This window comes from Streptomyces populi (assembly GCF_002911015.1).
GTDB classification, from domain to species: domain Bacteria; phylum Actinomycetota; class Actinomycetes; order Streptomycetales; family Streptomycetaceae; genus Streptomyces; species Streptomyces populi.
The window spans coordinates 1-21,357 of sequence record NZ_KZ626974.1 but is presented as its reverse complement, the minus strand read 5'-3'; the positions used below and the strand labels follow the sequence as shown (position 1 = coordinate 21,357).

18 protein-coding genes and 1 pseudogene are annotated in these 21,357 nt (G+C 73.0%); 8 read left to right on the top strand and 11 right to left on the bottom strand.

Annotation, left to right across the window (positions count from 1 at the left end; genetic code table 11):
- Positions 1 to 242 precede the first annotated feature (242 nt).
- Positions 243 to 2,468 carry an acetate--CoA ligase family protein gene (locus tag CW362_RS37675; protein ID WP_103554099.1) on the top strand — a complete coding sequence of 742 codons (2,226 nt, stop codon included), beginning with the start codon at positions 243 to 245 and terminating at the stop codon, positions 2,466 to 2,468.
- Between the two features lie 47 nt (positions 2,469 to 2,515).
- A complete protein-coding gene (locus CW362_RS37670; protein WP_103554098.1) occupies positions 2,516 to 3,367 on the top strand; it encodes an enoyl-CoA hydratase/isomerase family protein in 852 nt (283 codons plus the stop codon).
- Between the two features lie 339 nt (positions 3,368 to 3,706).
- On the opposite strand, the gene CW362_RS37665 is transcribed toward CW362_RS37670, so the two are convergent.
- Positions 3,707 to 4,615, bottom strand: coding sequence for a hypothetical protein (locus tag CW362_RS37665; RefSeq protein ID WP_103554097.1), 909 nt, complete (start codon positions 4,613 to 4,615; stop codon positions 3,707 to 3,709).
- A gap of 172 nt (positions 4,616 to 4,787) precedes the next feature.
- On the opposite strand from CW362_RS37665, the gene CW362_RS37660 reads away from it, so the two are divergent.
- Positions 4,788 to 5,411 (top strand): flavin reductase family protein, encoded by a 624-nt coding sequence (locus CW362_RS37660; RefSeq protein ID WP_240658254.1) that lies wholly within the window; start codon positions 4,788 to 4,790, stop codon positions 5,409 to 5,411.
- 134 nt (positions 5,412 to 5,545) lie between these two features.
- Here the strand turns inward: CW362_RS37660 and CW362_RS37655 are convergent, their stop codons facing one another.
- Positions 5,546 to 6,883: an MFS transporter gene (locus CW362_RS37655; protein WP_103554095.1), complete on the bottom strand. Its 1,338-nt coding sequence runs from the start codon at positions 6,881 to 6,883 to the stop codon at positions 5,546 to 5,548.
- 71 nt (positions 6,884 to 6,954) lie between these two features.
- On the opposite strand from CW362_RS37655, the gene CW362_RS37650 reads away from it, so the two are divergent.
- Positions 6,955 to 7,974 carry a GlxA family transcriptional regulator gene (locus CW362_RS37650; RefSeq protein ID WP_103554094.1) on the top strand — a complete coding sequence of 340 codons (1,020 nt, stop codon included), beginning with the start codon at positions 6,955 to 6,957 and terminating at the stop codon, positions 7,972 to 7,974.
- 58 nt (positions 7,975 to 8,032) lie between these two features.
- Here the strand turns inward: CW362_RS37650 and CW362_RS37645 are convergent, their stop codons facing one another.
- The 3 genes from CW362_RS37645 to CW362_RS37635 all read right to left on the bottom strand — a co-directional run bounded on the left by CW362_RS37645 (position 8,033) and on the right by CW362_RS37635 (position 11,354).
- Positions 8,033 to 9,082 (bottom strand): Zn-dependent alcohol dehydrogenase, encoded by a 1,050-nt coding sequence (locus CW362_RS37645; protein ID WP_103554093.1) that lies wholly within the window; start codon positions 9,080 to 9,082, stop codon positions 8,033 to 8,035.
- Between the two features lie 96 nt (positions 9,083 to 9,178).
- Positions 9,179 to 10,363: an acyl-CoA dehydrogenase family protein gene (locus CW362_RS37640; protein ID WP_103554092.1), complete on the bottom strand. Its 1,185-nt coding sequence runs from the start codon at positions 10,361 to 10,363 to the stop codon at positions 9,179 to 9,181.
- A gap of 79 nt (positions 10,364 to 10,442) precedes the next feature.
- Positions 10,443 to 11,354: an SDR family oxidoreductase gene (locus tag CW362_RS37635; RefSeq protein ID WP_103554091.1), complete on the bottom strand. Its 912-nt coding sequence runs from the start codon at positions 11,352 to 11,354 to the stop codon at positions 10,443 to 10,445.
- A 96-nt stretch (positions 11,355 to 11,450) separates the two neighbouring features.
- Between CW362_RS37635 and CW362_RS37630 the strand changes: the two genes are divergently transcribed.
- Positions 11,451 to 12,386: a cyclase family protein gene (locus CW362_RS37630; protein ID WP_103554090.1), complete on the top strand. Its 936-nt coding sequence runs from the start codon at positions 11,451 to 11,453 to the stop codon at positions 12,384 to 12,386.
- A 533-nt stretch (positions 12,387 to 12,919) separates the two neighbouring features.
- Here the strand turns inward: CW362_RS37630 and CW362_RS37625 are convergent.
- From CW362_RS37625 to CW362_RS37605, 4 genes are all read right to left on the bottom strand, one after another.
- The gene (locus CW362_RS37625) at positions 12,920 to 13,384 is read right to left on the bottom strand and encodes an ATP-binding protein (protein ID WP_240658253.1); all 465 of its coding nucleotides are present in this window, start codon (positions 13,382 to 13,384) and stop codon (positions 12,920 to 12,922) included.
- Positions 13,385 to 13,863: 479 nt separating this feature from the next.
- The gene (locus tag CW362_RS37615; protein WP_103554087.1) at positions 13,864 to 14,811 is read right to left on the bottom strand and encodes an acyl-CoA dehydrogenase family protein; all 948 of its coding nucleotides are present in this window, start codon (positions 14,809 to 14,811) and stop codon (positions 13,864 to 13,866) included.
- Between the two features lie 6 nt (positions 14,812 to 14,817).
- On the bottom strand, positions 14,818 to 15,972 hold the full coding sequence (locus CW362_RS37610) for an acyl-CoA dehydrogenase family protein (protein WP_103554086.1): 1,155 nt from the start codon (positions 15,970 to 15,972) through the stop codon (positions 14,818 to 14,820).
- Positions 15,972 to 17,159 (bottom strand): amidohydrolase family protein, encoded by a 1,188-nt coding sequence (locus CW362_RS37605; RefSeq protein WP_103554085.1) that lies wholly within the window; start codon positions 17,157 to 17,159, stop codon positions 15,972 to 15,974. Before CW362_RS37605 ends, CW362_RS37610 begins: the two co-directional genes overlap by 1 nt.
- Positions 17,160 to 17,325: 166 nt before the next feature.
- On the opposite strand from CW362_RS37605, the gene CW362_RS37600 reads away from it, so the two are divergent.
- Positions 17,326 to 18,858 carry a class I adenylate-forming enzyme family protein gene (locus CW362_RS37600; RefSeq protein ID WP_103554084.1) on the top strand — a complete coding sequence of 511 codons (1,533 nt, stop codon included), beginning with the start codon at positions 17,326 to 17,328 and terminating at the stop codon, positions 18,856 to 18,858.
- Positions 18,859 to 18,918: 60 nt separating this feature from the next.
- On the opposite strand, the gene CW362_RS37595 is transcribed toward CW362_RS37600, so the two are convergent.
- Both CW362_RS37595 and CW362_RS37590 read right to left on the bottom strand, forming a co-directional pair.
- Positions 18,919 to 19,431: an EF-hand domain-containing protein gene (locus CW362_RS37595; protein ID WP_103554101.1), complete on the bottom strand. Its 513-nt coding sequence runs from the start codon at positions 19,429 to 19,431 to the stop codon at positions 18,919 to 18,921.
- A gap of 197 nt (positions 19,432 to 19,628) precedes the next feature.
- A complete protein-coding gene (locus tag CW362_RS37590) occupies positions 19,629 to 20,090 on the bottom strand; it encodes an STAS domain-containing protein (protein ID WP_376452480.1) in 462 nt (153 codons plus the stop codon).
- Positions 20,091 to 20,438: 348 nt separating this feature from the next.
- On the opposite strand from CW362_RS37590, the gene CW362_RS37585 reads away from it, so the two are divergent.
- Both CW362_RS37585 and CW362_RS37580 read left to right on the top strand, forming a co-directional pair.
- Entirely contained in the window at positions 20,439 to 21,020 is a 582-nt protein-coding gene (locus CW362_RS37585; RefSeq protein ID WP_103554083.1) for a sigma-70 family RNA polymerase sigma factor, read from the top strand.
- Positions 21,017 to 21,357: pseudogene (locus CW362_RS37580) on the top strand (MDMPI N domain containing protein); the annotation flags it as partial. The gene CW362_RS37585 and the pseudogene CW362_RS37580, both read left to right, overlap by 4 nt.

The window sequence follows — 21,357 nt, the reverse complement described above, 5'->3', positions numbered from 1 at the left end:
CGTGCCGGTACATCGATGCCCGTCGCCACCGACGCCCACATCTCCGTCCGACGGCGACGGGCTGATGCACCGGCACGGCCCCGCCCCACGACGCACCGGCATCGAACCCGTGTTCTCCCGCCCCCCGCACCGGGTACCTAACAGAAGCCCGCCCTGCACGACGGTTCCTGACACGGCGTCAGTTAAGTAATCTGACAGTGCGTCAGTTATCCATTGGCTGTCACACAGGAGCGGGCGGACCGATGCTTGGATCAACCCACGGCACCCTCACCACCGACTCCCGCCGGGCCAGGGTCATCGCCTGCGGCGAGCAGCCCTCACCGGTCGTGCACGGACGCCCGGCCGACGTCGACGACCTGGACGTCAGCGGTCGCCCGCTGTACGCCGCCGTCCCCGATCTGGACCGCTTCTTCCGCCCCGAGTCCGTGGCCGTCATCGGTGCCTCGGACGCCGAGGGCCGGCCGAACACCGGGATCACCCGCCAGCTCATCGCCTGGGCCGATCGTGTCGGCGCCCGGCTCCACCCGGTGCACCCCACCCGCGCCACGGTCTTCGGCCTCCCCTGCCTCCCCTCCGTGGCCGATCTCCCGGACCAGGTGGACCTCGCGGTGCTCCTCGTCGCCGACCCCCTCCCCCTGATCGGGGAACTCACCGAGGCCAAGGTGAGGTTCGCGGTCGCCTTCGCCTCCGGCTTCGCCGAGACGGGGGCCGAGGGCGCCGCAGCGCAGGCCCGCCTCGCAGCCGCCGTACGCGGCTCGGGCCTGCGCCTGCTCGGCCCCAACACCAACCTCAACGCGTTCGAGAACTTCCGCGACGACCTCGAAGGACCCGCGATCGCCCTCATCACCCAGTCCGGCCACCAGGGCCGGCCGGTGTTCGCGATGCAGCAACTGGGCGTCCGCCTGTCCCACTGGGCACCCACGGGCAACGAGGCCGACCTGGAGACCGCGGACTTCATCTCCTACTTCTCCGAACGGCCCGAGGTCGGCGCCATCGCCTGCTACGTCGAGGGACTCAAGGACGGCCGCTCCTTCCTCCTCGCCGCCGACCGCGCCGCCCGCCGCAAGGTCCCCGTGGTCGCGGTGAAGGTCGGCCGGACCGAGACCGGCGCCCGCACCGCCGCCTCGCACACCGGCAAGCTGACCGGCGCCGACGCCGTGGTGGACGCGGCGATGCGGCAGTACGGCGTGATCCGCGTCGACGGACTCGACGAACTCCAGGACACCGCGGCCCTGTTGGCCCGGGCCCGCGCACCCCTGGCCGACGGGGTCGTCGTCTATTCGATCTCGGGCGGCACGGGCGCGCACTTCGCGGACCTGGCGACCGAGGCGGGCCTCGACCTGCCGGTCCTCTCGGAGGCCAAACAGGCCGAACTGCACACCTGGATACCGGACTACCTGAACGTCGCGAACCCGGTCGACAACGGCGGGCACCCGGTCGGCGACCGGCGCGGCCGGAAGATCATCGACGCGATCCTCGCCGACCCCGCCGTCGGCGTGCTGATCTGCCCGATCACCGGGCCCTTCCCGCCCATGAGCGACAAGCTGGCACAGGACCTCGTGGACGCGGCGGAACAGACGGACAAGCTGGTGTGCGTGGTGTGGGGATCGCCGGTCGGCACGGAGACGGCCTACCGCGAGACCCTGCTCGGATCGTCCCGGGTCGCCACCTTCCGTACGTTCGCCAACTGCATCACCGCCGTCCGCGCCCACTTGGACCACGCCCGGTTCACGTCCGCCTACCGCTCCCCGTTCGACGAGGCCCCGCGCACCCCGTCGCCCTCCTTCCGCAAGGCGCAGGCCCTGATGCGTCCGGGCCAGCAGCTGAGCGAGCACGCGGCCAAGCAACTGCTGCGGGCGTACGGGATCCGCGTACCGCGCGAGCAGCTCGTGACCAGCGCGGCGGCGGCCGTGCGGGCGGCGAGCCAGGTCGGCTACCCGGTGGTCATGAAGGCCTCCGGCGCGCAGATCGCCCACAAGACCGAGCTCGGCCTGGTCAAGATCGGACTGACCTCAGCCAGCCAGGTCCGTGACGCCTACCGCGAACTGACCGACATCGCCCGCTACGAGGGCATCTCCCTCGACGGGGTCCTGGTCTGCCAGATGGTCGAGAGGGGCGTCGAGATGGTCGTCGGGGTCACCCACGACCAGCTCTTCGGGCCGACCGTCACCGTCGGGCTCGGCGGGGTGCTCGTCGAGGTGCTGCGGGACGCCGCCGTGCGCGTGCCGCCGTTCGGCGACGACCAGGCACGGAGCATGCTGTCGGAACTCCGCGGACGGGCACTGCTCGACGGAGTGCGCGGGGGCCCGCCGGTGGACGTGGACGCGCTGGTCGAGGTCGTGATCCGGGTCCAGCGCATGGCGCTCGAACTCGGTGACCAGATCTCGGAGCTGGACATCAATCCGCTGATGGTGCTGCCCCGCGGGCAGGGAGCCGTGGCCCTGGACGCGCTGGTGCTGTGCCGCTGAACCAGCGCGTGCACCCGTCCGCACCCCGTACGAAACGGAGCACCCCCATGACGGACTGCCCCCGCACGCCCCCCGAATCCCACACCCCTCACACCCCAGCCGAGAAGCCCCTCGACTCGTCGATACGCCACACCACCGACAACGCCGTCTCGTGGATCACCCTCGACCGGCCGGAGGTGATGAACGCGCTCACCCGGGACCAGCGCGAGCGCGTGATCGAACTGCTCGCGGCGGCGTCCGCCGCCCCCGCCGTACGGGCCGTGGTCATCACTGCCACCGGGCGCGGTTTCTGCGCGGGAGCGGATCTACGGGGCGGCCCCGCCGCCGGGGAGCGGGTGCCGGGCGATGTCGCCCGCACCATCCGGCTGGGCGCGCAGCGCCTGATCGCCGCCGTCCTCGACTGCGAGAAACCGGTGATCGCGGCGGTCAACGGCACGGCGGCCGGGATCGGCGCGCACCTCGCCTTCGCCTGCGACCTGGTCATCGCGGCCGAACCGGCCCGGTTCATCGAGGTGTTCGTGCGCCGCGGTCTCGTACCGGACGGCGGCGGGGCCTATCTGCTGCCCCGCCTCGTCGGCCCGCAGCGGGCCAAGGAGCTGATGTTCTTCGGCGACGCGCTGAGCGCCGCGGACGCCGAGCGGATCGGCCTCGTCAACAAGGTCGTACCCCCCGGGGAGTTGGAGAAGACGGCCCGCGCCTGGGCCGAGCGGCTGGCGGCCGGACCCACCCGCGCCCTCGCCCTCACCAAGCAACTGGTCAACGCCTCCCTCGACACCGACCGCGCCGCCGCCTTCGCCGCGGAGGCGGGGGCTCAGGAGATCAACATGACGACGGCGGACGCCGACGAGGGCGTGGCGAGCTTCGTGGAACGCCGCGCCCCCCGCTTCAGGGGCCGCTGACGCTCCGCCCCCACGACCGGAATCCGGCAGAAGAGGCCGCCCCGACACCACAACGCACCCGCAGCCGGAATCCGACGGAAGGAACAGCGCCGGTACACCGACACCCGTCACCGCGACGCACCCGCAGCCGGAATCCGACGGAAGGAACAGCGCCGGTACACCGACACCCGTCACCGCGACGCACCCGCAGCCGGAATCCGACGGAAGGGGCCGTGCCGGTACATCGATGCCCGTCGCCACCGACGCCCACATCCCTGTCCGACGGCGACGGGCTGATGCACCGGCACGGCCCCGACCCACCCACCGGACCGGAACCGGAACCGGAAGCGAGGCCCACCTTCACCTCCGCCGCAGTATCCGCAGATCCCCCGCGTCGGGGTCGCCGAAGAGGACGAAGAGTTCCGGGCGGGCCTCGGTACCGCCGATCGTCCAGTAGGTGTCGTGGCCGCAGTCGCCGACGCGGACGACCACGCCGTCCCGCCGCTCGGAGACGGATCCGTCGGCGTACGGGTCGTAGCGGCCGGCGGTGTCGAGGAACCACTTGCCGACGCCGTCGCAGCGCGTGAACTGCTTGGTGGTCACGTCCCCGAACTCGGGCTGGGCGGGCACGGCGGAGAGCTCGGCCCGGCCGTCGGCGCGCAGTCGCAGCACGGCCCCGTGATCGCCGCGCCAGACACCGGTGAGCCGGTCGGCGCCGAGCTTCGGGGGCTCGTACTCCTGGATGAGCCCCGTGGCCAGGCCCACCGTGCCCGCCGCCACGACCAGCGCGCACAGCCCGAGGGCCACGAGCGCCGAGCGGAGCCAGACGCGCCGGTCCTCCGGCGGGCGTCCGGTGGCGCGTTCGCGCCGTCGCGCCCGGGCGAGCCCCAGTGCGGGCGGCACCCCCGACACGGCGAGCAGCAGGGCCTCGGTACCGGTGGGCGCGAAACCAGGGAGGACGACCGCGAGCGCGGCCCAGAACGTGCCGAGCAGCAGGACGAAGCCCGTGTGCCAGAGTCCCTCGGGGCCGGGGGCACGGCGGCGCACCAGCCGGGCGAGCGTGGCCGCCGGCATCGTGCAGGCCACCGTGTGCAGCAGGCCCAGCCCGGCGAGCAGGGGCGGCCCGAAGGCCAGCACGCACAGCAGCCCGACGGCGGCGAGCCCGCCGCCGAGACCCGCGCCGTGGTCGTCGTCGTCGAACGTCCCGACCCACCGGACCGTGACGGCGACCGCGAACTGCGCCGCGCAGATCGCGGCGGCGAGCTTCACCTCCGCACCGGTCCATGCCGACCGGGGGCGCGTGGGCCTCCCTGGGTTCCCCGACCTCATGGGGCGAAAGATACGCGAGAGGTTCCCGCCACCCGTCCCGAGCGGCCTCACCGGGACCGGCCCAGCAGACCCCTTCCTATCTGACATACCGTCAGCTTCAATGGTGGGTGTGATGGGACACGCAGGGATGGCGGCCGCCGCCGTCCGCTACCTCAGGTCGGCCGGGGCCCCCACCGTGGCGGGGCCCGTCGAGGCATTGCCGCGCCCGGACCTGCGTGCGGTCGGCGAGGACGAGCGGGCGCCGGTCGATCCGGCCCGGTTCCGGCGCGTACTGGGGCACTTCGCGACCGGGGTGACCGTCGTGACGGCACCGGCCGTCACCGCCGGGGACCCGGCGGGCCCGGCCGGCTTCGCCTGCCAGTCGTTCGCCTCGCTCTCCCTCGACCCTCCGCTGGTCTGCTTCATGGTCGGCCGTACGTCCACGACGTGGCCGCGCATCGCGCGTGCGGGGGTCTTCTGCGTCAACGTGCTCGGCGCGCACCAGGGCGAGTTGTGCCGCGGCTTCGCGGTGAGCGGCGCGGACAAGTTCGCCGGTGTGGTGTACGACGCCGCTCCGGTGTCCGGCTCCCCGCGCCTCGCGGGCGCCGCGGCCTGGATCGACTGCACGGTCCACGCGGTGCACACGGGAGGGGACCACCTGATCGTGGTGGGCCGGGTGGACGCCCTCGGCGCGAGCGGCGACGAGGGCACGGACGTGCCGCCGCTGCTCTTCCACCGGGGCCGTTTCCTCACCTGACACGGGACAGGCCCCCCACCCGACAAGAGCCGGAACCACCCCACCCCACACGGAACCACCCCACCCCACCCCACCCCACCCCACCCCACCCGGGACGGAACCACCCCACCCGGCAGCGACAGGACACCCACCCGTCACGCGGGAGCCGGCGACACCGCCGCACCCCGCGCCGGGACCGCCGGACGGCGCCGGCGGATCACCAGGACCATCAGCGCGGCCGCGGCGCACAGCGCGCCCGAGGCGTACCAGACCACGTCGTACGAGCCGAAGCGGTCGCGGGCGAAGCCGCCGAGGAAGGCGACGAGCGCGGCGCCGATCTGGTGGGAGGCGAGGACCCAGCCGAAGACGATGGCGCTGTCCTCGCCGTACTGCTCGCGGCACAGGGCGAGGGTGGGCGGAACGGTGGCGACCCAGTCGAGTCCGTAGAAGACGATGAAGAAGACCATCGGCGGGCGCACGGACGGGGCGAGCAGCATCGGGAGGAACAGCAGGGAGACGCCGCGCAGGGCGTAGTACACGGCCAGCAGGCGGCGCGACTCGAAGCGGTCGGTGAACCAGCCCGAGGCGACCGTGCCGACGACGTCGAAGACGCCGATGACCGCGAGGAGCGAGGCGGCCGCGGTGACGGGCATGTGGTGGTCGTGGGCCGCGGGCACGAAGTGCGTCTGGACCAGGCCGTTCGTCGAGGCGCCGCAGATCGCGAACGACCCGGCCAGCAGCCAGAAGGGGCCCGTGCGGACGGCGGAGAACAGCACGGTCACCGCGCGCCGGGCGGCGCCCCGCACCGGTTCGGGCTTCGGCACGAACTCCGTCGCCCCGTACGGCGCCTGGCCCACGTCGGCCGGGTGGTCGCGCAGCAGCAGCCAGACGAAGGGGACGACCGCGAGGGCCGCGAGCGCCACGGTGACCGCGGCCGGACGCCAGTCGTGCTCCGTGACGATCCAGGACAGCAACGGCAGGAAGATCAGCTGGCCGGAGGCCGAGGCCGCGGTCAGGATGCCCGTCACCAGGCCCTTGCGCTCGGTGAACCAGCGGTTGGTGACCGTCGCCGCGAAGGCGAGCGCCATCGAACCGGACCCCAGACCCACCAGCAGGCCCCAGCAGAGCATCAGTTGCCAGGCCTGCGTCATCCACACGGTCAGCCCGGAGCCGACCGCGATCACGGTCAGGGCCACGGCCACGACCCGGCGGATGCCGAAGCGGTCCATGAGCGCCGCCGCGAACGGCGCCGTGAGTCCGTACAGCGCGAGGTTGATCGAGACGGCCGCGCCGATCGTGCCGCGCGACCAGTGGAACTCCTCGTGGAGCGGGTCGATCAGCAGTCCGGGGAGCGACCGGAAGGCCGCCGCGCCGATGATCGTCACGAAGGTGACGGCGGCGACGAACCAGGCCCGGTGGACGCGGTGGGACGGAGCGGGGCGGACGGACCGGGAGTCCTCCGGGACCTGCGCGGCTTCGGTTGTCTGGGTCACGTCATAGAGCTTCGGGGAACGGACACCGTCGAACCACTGGCTCGAAGGACAGCATTCGTTAGGATCGGGCCATGGCCACCCCCGGTACGCCGCCCCCGCACCGCGTCGTCGTCCTCGCGCTCGACGGCCTGCTCCCCTTCGAGCTGGGCATCCCGCAGCGCATCTTCGGCAAGGCCCGGGACACCGACGGACGCCCGCTGTACGAGGTCGTCACCTGCTCGGTGCGGCCGCCGGGCCCCGTCGAGACGGACGCGGACTTCTCGGTCATGGTCCCCAACGGGCCCGAGGCGCTGGCCGGCGCCGACACCGTCGTCGTCCCCGCCTCGTACGAACTCGGACCGGTCCAGCAGGAGGGCGTCCTGACCCCGGAGCTGGCGGCCGCCCTCGCGCACGTCCGCCCCGGCACCCGTCTCGTCTCCATCTGCACCGGCAGCTACGTCCTGGCCGCCGCCGGATATCTCGACGGCCGCCCGGCCACCACGCACTGGATGCACGCGGAGCACTTCCAGCGGCTCTTCCCGCGGATCGACGTCGACGCGGACGTGCTCTTCGTCGACGACGGCGACGTCCTCACCTCCGCCGGGGTCGCGGCCGGGATCGACCTGTGCCTGCACCTCGTACGCCGTGACCACGGCGCCGCCGTCGCCAACGAGGTGGCCCGCCGGACCGTCGTACCGCCGCACCGCGACGGCGGGCAGGCGCAGTACATCCGGCGCCCGGTCCCGGAGGCGGGCTCGTCGACCACGACCGCCGCCCGCGCCTGGGCACTCGGCCGCCTCCACGAGCCGATCCAGCTCCGTGACATGGCCGAGCAGGAGTCCATGTCGGTGCGCACCTTCACCCGGCGCTTCCGCGAGGAGGTCGGTGTCAGCCCCGGCCAGTGGCTCACGCAGCAGCGCGTGGAGCACGCCCGCCATCTCCTGGAGTCCAGCGACCTGTCCATCGACCACGTGGCCCGCGACGCCGGCTTCGGCACGGCCCAGTCGATGCGCCAGCACCTACAGGCGACCCTCGGCGTCACCCCGACCACCTACCGGCGCACCTTCAGGTCCGGCACCGGCACCGGCACCGGCACCGGCACCGGCCACTGACCCACCGGCGGATCAGCGCACGTCAGTACGCCCAGGACCTGCCCTGGAACGACCTGCCCTAGAACGTGAGCACCGCCCGCGCCACCTTCCCCGCGTGCGCGTCCTCGGCCGCCCGCTCGAAGTCCTCGACCGGGTACGTCGCCGTCACCAGCTCGTCGAGGAGCAGCCGGCCCTCGCGGTACAGCTCGGCGTACCGGGCGATGTCGCGCTGGGGGCGGGACGAGCCGTAACGGCAGCCGAGGATGGACTTGTCGAGGTACATCGAGGAGACGAGGAAGGAGGCCTCGGCCGTCGCCGGGGGGACGCCGAGGAGGACCGCCTGACCGTGCCGGTCGAGCGCGTCGACGGCCCGGCGGATGAGCTCGACGCGTCCGACGCACTCGAAGGCGTGCTGGGCCCCGGTGGGCAGGACGTCCTTCACCCCGTCCACGGACGTGAGGAAGTGCGTCGCGCCGAACTGCCGGGCCACGGACTCCTTGGCCGGATTGGAGTCGACGGCGACGATCCGCAGGGCGCCCGCGAGCCGCGCGCCCTGGATGACGTTGAGGCCGATGCCGCCCGTGCCGATGACCAGGACGGTGTCGCCGCTCTCGACCCGGGCCCGGTTCAGGACCGCTCCGACGCCCGTGAGGACCCCGCAGCCGATCAGCGCGGCCGAGGTCAGCGGGATGTCGTCGGGAATCCGGACGGCCTGCACCGCCTTGACCACCGTGTGCTCCGCGAAGGCCGAGTTGGCGGCGAACTGGTACAGCGGTTCGCCGGAGCGCGCGAACGGCCGCTGCGGCATGCCGATCGCCTTGCGGCACATCGTGGGCCGCCCCCGGTCGCACTCGGCGCAGGTCCCGCAGTTGGCGAGGGTGGACAGCGCCACGTGGTCGCCGGGCCCGACATGGGTGACGCCCTCGCCCACGGCCTCCACCACACCCGCGCCCTCATGGCCGAGCACCACGGGAACGGGGAAGGGGATGGTCCCGTCCACCACGGAGAGATCGCTGTGGCAGAGTCCCGCCGCGGCGATCGCCACCCGGACCTCCCCGGGCCCCGGATCCCGTACCTCCAGGTCGTCCACGACCCGGGTCCTTCTCCCGTCGAAGATCACGCCTCGCATCGCGCCGGCTCCCCTCTTCCCGGGCCGCCCCGGGCTGTTCATGAGCTGTTCCCGGGCCGCCCCGGGCTCTTCCTGGGCTGTTGGTTCCGGGGCCGGTCACGGCCGGCCCCGGGGCTCCTTCGGCAGGCCGAGCACGCGCTCGGCGATGATCGTGCGCTGGATCTCGTCCGAACCGCCGTAGATCGTGTCGGCCCGGCCGAAGAGGAACAGGTGCTGGTCCGCGTCCAGTTCGTACGGCAGCGCGGCCGACCAGTCCGCCGGCCCCACCGCCGCCGCGGCCCCCCGCACCAGGACCGCCGCCTCGCCGAGCCGCCGGTGCCAGCCGCCCCACAGCAGCTTCGCCACACTCGGCGCCCCCGCACCCGCACCCGCGCCCCCGGGAGTCCCCGAACCACCCAGGGTGCGCAGGGCGTTCCACCGCATCGTCCGCAACTCGGCCCAGAGCCCCACGAGCCGCTCGCGCACGACGGGATCCCGGTCCGCTCCCGTCGCCGCGGCCGTCCGCAGCACCCGTCCCAGCTCCTCGGCGAAGCCGATCTGCTGGGCGAGCGTGGAGACCCCGCGCTCGAAGCCGAGCAGGCTCATGGCGACCCGCCAGCCGTCGCCCTCGCCGCCCACCACGTGCCCGGCCGCCGCCACCGCCCCGTCGAAGAACACCTCGTTGAAGTCGCTCGTGCCCGTCAGCTGCCGGATCGGACGGACCTCGATCCGGCCGGGCTGGTCCATGGGGACGAGGAGGAAGGACAGACCGTGGTGGCGGGTGGACCCCGGCTCCGTGCGGGCGAGCACGAAGCACCAGTCCGCCTCGTGGGCGAGCGAGGTCCAGATCTTCTGCCCCGTGATCCGGTACGTCCCCGGCGGGCCGCCGCCCGTGTCCCGTACGGCGGTCGTCCGGACCCCGGCCAGGTCCGAGCCCGCGCCGGGTTCGCTGTACCCCTGGCACCACAGCTCCGCGCCCCGGGCGACCGGCGGCAGGAAGCGCCGCTTCTGTTCCGGGCTGCCGTGCGCGATGAGCGTCGGCGCCAGCAGGTTCTCGCCGATGTGGCCGGACCGGGGCGGCGCCTTCGCGCGGGCGTACTCCTCGGCCCACACGACCTGCCGGGTCAGGTCCGCGCGCCGGTTGCCGTAACCGCCCTCCGTCCAGCCGAGCCCGATCCAGCCGCCCCTCCCGAGTTCCCGCTCCCAGTCACGGCGCGCGGGGGTGCCGGCCAGGTGCTCCTGGAGCCAGGCCCGCGCCTCGCGCCGGAAGGCCTCGTCCTCGGGGCCGAATGCGAAATCCACGCGCTCTCCTCCCAGCCGGACCCGGGACACCCGGACCCGAGACACACCCAGGCCCGAGACACACCCGGACCAGGAACGGTCACGCGTTGGGGCGCGCCTTGTCCGCCGCCGCCCGCGCCATCGCCTCCAGCTGTTCCAGCAGCGGCATCGGATCGGTGCCGACGGTCCCGGGCAGGAAGTCGGCGATCCGCTCCGGGGTCCAGGCGCCCTCGGCGTATCCGGCGCGCAGTTCGCGCGGCTGGGCCCATACGGCGATCTTGGGTCCGGCGATCGTGTAGACCTGCCCGGTGATGCGTTCCTCGCGGGCCCGGTCCGACAGCAGGTAGACCACGAGCGCGGCCACGTCCTCCGGTTCGCCGATCTCCTTCAGCTCCATGGGCACGTTCGCCGACATGCGGGTACGGGCGACGGGCGCGACCGCGTTGGCGGTGACCCCGTACTTGTGCAGCCCGAGGGCTGCGCTGCGCACCAGCGAGATGATCCCGCCCTTGGCCGCGCTGTAGTTGGCCTGCGCCACCGACCCCTGGTGGTTGCCGCTGGTGAAGCCGATCAGCGTGCCCGAGCCCTGCTTGCGCATGACGGCGGAGGCGGCCCGGAAGAGGGTGAAGGTGCCCTTGAGATGGGTGGCGACCACCGGGTCCCACTCCTGCTCGGACATGTTGAACAGCATCCGCTCGCGCAGGATGCCGGCCACGCACACCACACCGTCGATCCGCCCGTACGAGGCGAGCGCGGTGTCGACGACCCGCTGCCCGCCCGCCATCGTCGAGATGTCGTCGGCCACCGCGACCGCCTCCCCGCCGGCCGCCTCGATCTCCTTGACGACGGTGTCGGCCACCGAACTCGTGGGCTCGGAGCCCTCGATGGAGACCCCGTGGTCGTTGACGACGACGCGTGCCCCCTCGGCGGCCGCGGCGAGGGCGACCGCCCGGCCTATCCCCCGGCCCGCGCCCGTGACGGCGACGACCTTGCCCGCCAGGAAGTTCACCATGCCCGGCCCCTTCCCGCAGTTTCTGACGGTCCGTTAGATTCCCTTTGGATTCTACGACCCGTCAGACACCTGGAGACAAGACCCCGGGGAGGACTCATGTCGCAGCCGGCGCTCCGTCCGGAGTTCCACGAGATCGCGAAGCGCGTCAACAACTGGGGGCGCTGGGGGGCCGACGACGAGATCGGGACGCTGAACCTCATCACCGACGAGGTGGTGCGGGAGGCCGCGGCGGCCGTGCGGACCGGACGCCGGGTACCGCTCGCGCTGCCGCTCCAGCAGGACGGCGTGCAGACCGGGATGATCCCGGGCCGGGTCAACCCGCTGCACGCGATGGTGCAGATCAACCAGGAGATCTTCGGCCCCGGCACGGTGGCGTGCAGCGACGACGCCGTGACCATGGGACTCCAGGCGGCCACCCACTGGGACGCGCTGCCCCACGTCTCGCACTCCGGCCGGCTCTACAACGGCCGCCCCGCCTCCACCGTCACCCCGCACGGCGGCGCCGAGTTCAGCGGCATCGACAAGCCGCGGCACATCGTCTCGCGCGGCGTCCTGCTCGACGTGGCACGGGCGCGCGGCGAGCACCGGCTGGCCGGCGGGCACGCCGTCACCCCCGAGGACCTTCAGGCGGCGGAGGACCTGGCGGGCACGCGGGTGAGGGCGGGCGACATCGTGCTCGTACGGACCGGGCAGATCCAGGTGTACCTGGCGGGCGACAAGCACGGGTACGGCTATCCGTCGCCGGGCCTGTCGGTGCGCACCCCCGAGTGGTTCCACGCGCGCGACGTCGCGGCGGTCGCCAACGACACCCTGACCTTCGAGATCTTCCCGCCCGAGATCGAGGACCTGTGGCTGCCCGTGCACGCGCTCGACCTGGTCGAGATGGGGATGCTCCAGGGCCAGAACTGGAATCTCGAAGAATTGTCCACAGCCTGTGGAGAAGAGGGCCGGTACACCTTCCTGCTGTCGGCGATGCCGGAACCCTTCGTCGGCGGCACCGGCACACCCGTGGCCCCCGTGGCGATCCTCTGACGGCCCGGGCGCCGCTCTCGGGAACCCGTCCGTCCACGACCGGCCCCGAAGGCCCCTCCGAGGGCCGGCTGGCGGCGCGCCTCCCCCACTCCCGACTGCGCCCGTCCGGAAGGTCCCCCACCTCACCCCGGGCACGGCACCACGCGCCGCCATCCGTCTCCGGCGCACCCGCCCTGCCTCCCCTGGCCGTGGGGGAGCCGACGCCGAATCACGACCCGCACTCGCCGAGGGCCCCCGTCACCGGAACCCTCGTCGTCCCCTCGCGGCGAATCGCTGAACACAAGCGTGATCAAACGGACACGTCACGTCAACACCCGATCGGGGATTTACGGTGTTACACCCTATTTGAGGCGGCGCGTACGGAAGCACGGCCCGGCGCATTCGGCCACCATCGCGGCCGTGTACAGCGGTTTCGTGCATACATGCACGGAACACGAGGCGTGCGCGGGGAGGACGAACCCGCCCCGGCGCCCCGGCCGTTCCGCACGGCACGCGCGAGGAAGCGGCCGGACCGGCCGCCGGGGACGGTCCCCTCAGACCGCCTCGTACGCGAAGCCCCCGAAGGCGCCGTACGGGGAGTCCTGCGCGGCGCCCGAGGCGCAGCGGTCCAGTTCGCACCAGATGCGCTTGCCGGCGCCCTCGGGATTCCAGCCCCAGCGGTCCGCCAGGCCGTCGACCAGTTCCAGTCCGCGGCCGTTGGTCTCGTCACCGTCCGCGTGCCGGGGCGCCGGCGGCCGGGCGCTGGAGTCGGCCACCTCGAGGCGCACCGTCGCGGCATCCGCGCCGCCGCCCGGCAGGCACAGGCGCAGCACGGCCGGACACCCGGTGTGCACCACGGCGTTCGTGACGAGTTCGGAGACGAGCAGGATCAGCGTCTCGGCAAGTGGTTCATCTGCATCTATCCCGGACCCCGCGAGCCTCGAACGGGCCCACCGCCGGGCTCGCCCCACCTCTGCGGGGTCGGGCCGGATCTCCAGTTGCACTTGAAGCACCTGCACCGCTCACACCATCCGAACCGGCGGACACATCGCCTCGCGCCTCACAAGGGCCACGATCGTAGCCATTTTCTGCATGGCCAGAACAAGGATCACGGAACGTGATTCCCTTACGAGACAGCATGGTTGACGTACAGTCACCCCAACAAGCGCTTCGGGCATATTCCAGCGCGAAGGAGTACGCGTGCGGCATACTGTGCGACGCTCGCCACGGGGAGTCGAACAGGCAGGTGCGGGGGTCCGCCCTGCCCCGGGAGCGGCGTGCATCGCCAGGTCCGGGGCGGCCCCAGGGGCAACACCGGGACGGCTCGGCCTCAGAACCACTCGCATCCCACACAAGGTACCGGAGCCCGGCGCCGACTCCAGGCCGTGACAAGTCACGCCTAGGACACAACCCGGTCTCAACGCTCCGTGATTCCGTTCTGCCACGATCCGCGACATCCGCCCGCGTTCCTCCCGCGGCGCCCCGGACCGGCGGCCGCTCACACCGCCCCGGACACCAGATCCTCCGCCAGCTCCTCCTCGCTCCGCGTGGCGCCACCGGCACGGTGGGTGCGCGTCCACGCCCTCTTCAGGTGCAGATGGACGTCGGACTCCCAGGTGAAGCCCATGCCGCCGTGCACCTGGAGACAGTCGCGGGCGCCGCGCACGGCGGCCTCGTCGGCGAGCAGGCGGGCCGCGGCGACGTCCGCCGGGTCGGCGGTGACCGAGGCGGCGTAGACGGCCGCGCGGGCCGTCTCGACCCGTACGAGCATGTCCGCGCACAGGTGCTGCACCGCCTGGAAGGCGCCGACCGGCCGCCCGAACTGCTCGCGCGTCCGGGCGTGTTGCGCGGCGATCTCACAGGTCCGGGCGGCGCTGCCGAGCTGTTCGGCGGCGCTGAGCAGCGAGACGAGGAGCCCGTCCGGCGTCCGGGCCGCCCCGGCGCCGGGCAGCCGGTGCACGGGGGTCAGCGGGTCCAGCGGCGCCAGCGGCTCGGCCCCGGTGACGTCCCCCAGGACGACGTCGGCCTCGTCCAGCCATTCCACGAGCCCCCCGTCGGCGGACGTCACGACCGCTTCTCCGGTGGCCGCCCCGGCCACCGCGCCCGCGGCGAGATGGGTGGCGATCAGCGGGCCGGGCAGCAGGACCCGCCCCGCCTCCTCGAAGGCCAGCACGGCCTCCGGGAGGCCCTGCCCGGCGCCGCCCCCGCCCTCGGGCAGGCGCAGCGCGAAGAACCCCGCCGCGCCCAGCTCGCGCCACAGCCCACGGTCGAGGACGCGCCCGTCCCCCCGGAGCCTCCCGTCCGCCCGCTCCCTCCCGCCCGCCGCGCCCTCCCCGTCCGCCCGGTCCAGGGCCGCGCGCAACGCCTCCCGCCCGAAGCGGCCCTCCAGCAGCGCGCGTACGCCCCGCCGCAGGGCCCGCTGGTCGTCCGTGAGCCGGAAGTCCACCGTCGCTCACCTCCCCCTGGGAAGGCCGAGGATCCGCTCGGCCACGATGTTCCGCTGGATCTGCGAGGTGCCGGCCGCGATGGTGTACGACAGCGACGACAGCCGGTCCAGGGTCCATTCCCGCCCCAGGTCCAGGGCGTCGGGGCCGAGGACCTCCGCGGCGGCGTCGAACAGTTCCTGGCGGGCGTGCGAGTACGCCAGCTTGAAGACCGAACCGCCGACACCGGGCACGCCCCCGGTCCCCTGCGCCTCGCTGACGTTCCACTGGGTGAGCCGCCACAGCGCGCGGAACTCGGCGTTCAGCCCGCCGAGACGGCGGCGCAGCGCGGCGTCGTCCCAGCGGCCGTTCTTCCGCGCCTCGCGCGCGACCTCGGACAGCACGCGCCGGCAGGCGACCACCTCGCCGACGAAGGCGGTGCCACGCTCGTAGGAGAGCGTCACCATGGTCACGCGCCAGCCGTCGTTCTCGGCGCCGACCCGGTTGGCGGCCGGTACGCGCACCTCGTCGAGGAAGACCTCCGCGAACTCGGTGGAGCCCGCGAGCGTGCGCAGCGGGCGGACGGTGATGCCGGGCGCGTCCATCGGCATCGCGAGCCAGGTGATCCCCCGGTGCTTGCGGGCGCCGGGGGCGGTGCGCACCAGCAGTTCGCACCAGTCGGCCACCTCGGCGTGGGAGGTCCAGATCTTGGACCCGCTCACCACGTAGTCGTCGCCGTCGCGCCACGCGCGCGTGCGCAGCGCCGCGAGGTCGGAGCCGGCGTCCGGTTCGCTGAAGCCCTGGCACCAGACCTCCTCGCCGCGCAGCACGGGCGGCAGCCAGCGCGCCCGCTGCTCCGCGCTCCCCTCGGAGGCGACGGTCGGTCCGGCGTGCAGCAGCCCGACGAAGTTGGCCCCCACGTAGGGGGCGCCCGCCTTCTCGGTCTCCTCCAGGTAGATGAGGTGCTGTGTCGGCGTGGCGCCCCGGCCGCCGGCGTCGACGGGCCAGTGCAGGCCCGCGTACCCCGCGTCGTACAGCATTCGCTGCCAGCCGAGGTCGTACGCCCGTCGGGCGGGCCAGTCGTGCGGGGACGGCTTCGGCGGCAGCGTCGGGAGGACCCCGGCGAGCCAGGTCCGCAGCCGCGCGCGGAACTCCTCCTCCTCGGGGGTGTACGTCAGGTCCACTACAGGTCCAGGTCCAGCATGCGGATGGCGTTGCCCCGCATCAGCTTGTGGATCGTCTCGTCGTCGAGGCCCTTCACGTGGTCGAGGGCGACCTCCTTGGTGTGCGGGAAGGTCGAGTCGACATGCGGGTAGTCGGTCTCGAAGGTGGCGTTGTCGCGGCCCACCACGTCCAGGGACGCGACGCCGTGCTTGTCGCGGAAGAAGCAGCAGAAGATCTGCCGGTAGTAGTACGTCGACGGGGGCTCCGGGATCAGGTCCCTGACCCCGCCCCAGGCCCGGTGCTCCGACCAGACGTCGTCGGCGCGCTCCAGGGCGTACGGGATCCAGCCCATCTGGCCCTCGGAGTAGGCCAGCTTGAGGCGCGGGAACTTCACCAGGACGCCGCTGAACAGGAAGTCCATCATCGAGGCCATCGCGTTGTTGAAGGACAGCGAGGCCTGGACGGCGGGGGGCGCGTCGGGGGACGCGGCCGGCATCTGGGAGGACGAGCCGATGTGCATGTTCACGACCGTCCCGGTCTCCTGGCAGACGGCGAAGAACGGGTCCCAGTGGCCGGAGTGGATGGAGGGCAGTCCCAGGTAGGTGGGGATCTCGGAGAAGGTGACGGCCTTCACGCCCCGGGCCGCGTTGCGGCGGATCTCGGCGACCGCGAGGTCCACGTCCCACAGGGGGATCAGGCACAGCGGGATCAGCCGGCCGCCGCTGTCGCCGCACCACTCCTCGACCATCCAGTCGTTGTACGCCCGCACACAGGCCAGGGCGACCTCCTTGTCGTGGGCCTCGGCGAAGGTCTGGCCGCAGAAGCGCGGGAAGGTGGGGAAGCAGAGGCTGGCCTCGACGTGGTTGAGGTCCATGTCCCTGAGCCGCTCGGCGGGGTCCCAGCAGCCGCGCCGCATCTCCGCGCGGGTGATGCCCTCCAGCGTCATCTCGTCGCGGTCGAAGCCGACGGCCGCGATGTTGCGCTTGTACGGGAACTGGAGGTCCTCGTAGATCCACCAGTCGGTCGGCGGGCCGTCCGGGTCCATGGTGATCCGGTACTTGCCCCCGACGTAGGCGAGCTCGCCGATCCCGGCGGTCAGCGGTTTCGGCCCCCGGTCGTGGTACTTGCGCGGCAGCCAGGTCTCGAAGAGGTGCGCGGGCTCGATCACGTGGTCGTCGACGCTGATGATGCGGGGCAGTTCGGTCATGGTCCCCTCCGCCTGGCGTTCGTTTCTGATGACCCGTCAGATTCATCTGCACAAGCAGGCTAGCCCCGCGCCTATGGACCGACAAGGCGGCGGGCCCTACGCTCTGCGCACGATCTGACTGTCCGTCAGCTACGGATGCCGAAGCGAACGACCGCAGGGGGCCGAAGTGAACGACACCGCACACGCCCTGAGCTCCGCGCGCACGCTGTGGGACCTGGTCGACCGCCGGGCCCGCCTCACCCCCGACCGGCCCGTCCTGCTCCAGGGCGACCGCTCCCTGACCTTCGGCGAGCTGCGCGACCGCGCCGAACGGGTGGCGGCCGGCCTCCACGAGCGGGGCGTGCGCCCCGGCACGGTGGTCGCCTGGCAGCTGCCCACCCGGATCGAGACCGCCCTGCTGTCCTTCGCGCTGGCCCGGATCGGCGCCGTGCAGTCGCCGGTCATCCCCTTCTACCGCGACCGCGAGGTCGGCTTCGCGCTGCGGGAGTCGAAGGCCGAGTACTTCGCCGTGCCGGGCGAGTGGCGCGGCTTCGACCACACCGCGATGGCGCACCGGCTCGGCGCGAAGAACGTCTTCGAGGCGTACGACACCCTGCCCGACGGCGATCCCGCCGTCCTGCCCGCCCCGCCCTCCGACGGCACCTCGGTCCGCTGGATCTACTGGACCTCGGGCACCACCTCCGACCCCAAGGGCGTGCTGCACACCGACCGTTCACTGATCGCGGGCGGCTCCTGCCTCGCCCACGCGCTGCGCCTGTCCGCGGACGACGTGGGCTCGATGGCCTTCCCCTACGCGCACATCGCCGGACCCGACTACACGGTGATGCTGCTGCTGTACGGCTTCCCGGCCGTGATGTTCGAGCACTTCGCGCTGCCCGACGCCCTGGCGGAGTACCGCGGGCACGGGGTGACGGTGGCGGGCGGCTCGACCGCGTTCTACTCGATGTTCCTCGCCGAACAGCGCAAGCGGCCCGGGGAGCCGGTCGTCCCGACCCTGCGGCTGCTCGCGGGCGGCGGAGCCCCCAAGCCGCCCGAGGTCTACCACTCGGTCGTCCGGGAGATGGGCGTCCAGCTCACCCACGGGTACGGGATGACCGAGGTCCCGATGATCACGATGGGCGCGCCGGACGACACGGCCGAGAACCTGGCGACCACCGAGGGCAGGCCCCCCGAGGGCATGGAGATACGGATCGTGGACGCGGCGGGCGCCCCCCGGCCGGCCGGCGTCGACGGGGACGTACGGCTGCGGGGGGAGGCCGTGTGCCAGGGGTATCTGGACCCGGCGCAGACCGCGGAGGCGTTCGACGGGGACGGGTTCCTGATCACCGGGGACGTGGGGCACCTGACCGGGAGCGGTCACCTCGTCCTCACCGGCCGGGTGAAGGACATCATCATCCGCAAGGGGGAGAACATCTCCGCCAGGGAGATCGAGGACCTGCTCCACCGGCACCCGGCGGTCGGCGACGCCGCCGTGATCGGGCTGCCCGACGCCGAGCGCGGGGAGCGCGTGTGCGCGGTGGTGGAGCAGCCGCCGGGGGCGCCGGAGCTGACCCTGGCCGGGGTGACGTCGTACCTGCGCGGGGAAGGGCTGTCCGTGCACAAGCTGCCGGAACAGCTGGAGGTCGTGGACGCCCTCCCGCGCAACGAGACCCTGCGGAAGGTGCTCAAGTACCGGCTCAGGGAGCGCTTCGCGGAGTGAGTTCCGGGGCGGGATCCCGTCCGGCTCCCGGGGCGGGGGCCGGACGGCGGTCCGCTCCGGTCAGTCGGGCACCGTGAAGTAGCGGGCGAAGGCGCTCACGATCTCCGTCTCGCCGATCCGTCCGTCGGCGTCCACGTCCAGGGCGGCGGCCACGGCGGCGGCGGTGCCGTCGCCCACGCCGAGGGCCCTGAGGACGCGCGTGGTCTCCTCGACCGTGGCCGCGCCGTCCCCGTCGGTGTCCGCCACGGCGAGGGCCGCGTGCAGGAAGGGGCGGGCGATCTCGGCGAACCGCTCGGGGTTGTCGCGCAGCCGCTTCACGGCGCCGCTCACGAACTCCTCGCGCGTGATCCGCTGGTCGCCGTCCCGGTCCGCTATCCCGGCCATGCCCTGCCAGAACGCCTCGGCGCCGACGTAGAGGGCCTGGCCCTTGTCGCACCGGGCCGTGGTGCCGAACTCGGCGAGCACGGCCTTGGTCGCGGCGCTGAAGTCCTCCCGGTCGATGTAACCGTTGCCGTCCTGGTCGAAGCCGGCGAACCGGGCGGCGATCCTGCGCTCGTACTCGGAACTGACCATGGTGTGTTCGGACCGCCTCACTTCTCAGCCGGCCGCGGCCGGACTGCACTTCATCCGGGACGGAGCGTACGACGCCCGGGCCCTCCGGGGAGCCGGAAAGCGACGGTTGTGCCAAGAACGCAAGAATTCCGGAACAACGGCGTGGCCTGTGCCGGGCGGCGGCCGGGGAGCGTCACCCCGGGCCAGGGAGCGGGCCGTCAGGCCGACAGCGGGCGGGACTCCTCGTCCACGGCCGCGTCGACGTCGGGGTACACGTCGAAGAGCCGGCGCACCCCGAGGGCTCCGAGGACGCGGTTGACGTGGGAGCCGTCGGCCGCGCCGCCCGCGGGCAGGATCAGCCGCAGCCGCCCCCGGCAGGAGCGCATGAGACGGCGGGCGGCGATCAGGACGCCGACACCGCTGGAGTCGCAGAACACGACCCCGGAGAGATCCAGGACGACACTGTGCCGGCCCGTGGCCACCACGTCGTGGACGCTCTGGCGCAGCGCCGGTGACGTGACGAGGTCGAGCTCGCCCGACACCCGCAGCACGGCCCACTCGTCCTCGTGGCGGCGCGGGGCGCCCGGACCGCCCGCACTCCCTCTTCCCGTTCCGCCCGTTCCGCCCGCGCCGCCCCCGCCGTCGGCCACGTCGGTCACATGGGTCACCTTGAGCGTCACCGCCACGCCTTTCGCTCGCCTCGCCCGCAGAAACGGAAGCTCTCCGTACGCTTCCTTCCGGCGCGGCTGCCCCGCCGTACTTCCATGAAACACGGATCTCGCCAGGAAGAAACGACTGTCTACGGTCGAAAATGCTTCACGAGGGTTCTCTTTCGGTCGCATACGAGCAGTTGCGGTCAAGCGCGAGAGGGAAGTGACGCGCTCTTACCAGCTACGGCCCGCCCGGGGGCGCACATTGACGTAAAGGGGCGTGCGTCGCGGCACGTGCCGACTACATTCAAGACAGCGGCCGCGCGCAGGCTGGACGCACGGACGGACACCGGGCACGACCAGGGGCGAGGGGGCCGTATGGCGACACAGGACGCACCGCCCCGCTGGGACCGCAAGATGCAGCAGCGGCTCTCGCGCGGGGAGGCGGCCGCGCTCGGCGAGCTCTACGACCGGTTCGCCTCGCTCGTGCACGGACTCGCCCATCGCGTCCTCGGGGACGAACGGGCCGCCGACGGGATCACCCGCGAGGTCTTCGCCCACGTCTGGGAGAACCCCGACGCCTACGACCCCAAGCAGGGCCCGCTGCGCTCCTGGGTCGCCACGCTGACCCACCGTCTGGCCGTGCAGCGGCTGCGCGCCACCGAGACCGCCGCGCTCGCCCGGACCGGCGACGGCACCGCCGAGGAGCTGGAACGCAAGGTGCGCAGCGCCTCCGTCGCCGCCCGCGCGGACTACATCGTCACGTCCATGCCCACCCCGCTGCGGACCGCTCTGGAACTGGCCTATTTCCAGCGCCGTGACTACCGCCAGGCCGCCGTCGATCTCGGCGTCACCGAGGACGAGGCCCGCCGACGGCTCCGCCTCGGCCTCCAGCTCCTGTCCACCGCCCACGACGCCGGTCCCGGCGGCACGCCACCGGAACACGGGGGCGCGCGGTGAGCGAGGAAGCCGGCCGGTTCGCGTCGTCCGACGACGAGGAGGGGCGCGAGAACGGGCACGAGGACATGCGCGGGGACATGGACGAGGACGAGGGCGGGCACGGCGGCATGCGGGAGCACGGGCACGAGGACGCGGGCGGTGCCGGGCCACGGCCGGACGGGGCGGCGCGCATACCGCCGCCACGCGCCTCCGTGGAGGACACCGGCCTGCCGCTGCCCGGACCGGCCGCCGCGTCCGGACCGGCGCCGCTGGTCCTCGAGCACCGGGTCCTGAAGTCGCTGCTGGGCGCGTGGGCGCTGGCCGCCTGCTCGGCGGACGAGACGAGTGCCGTCGAGGA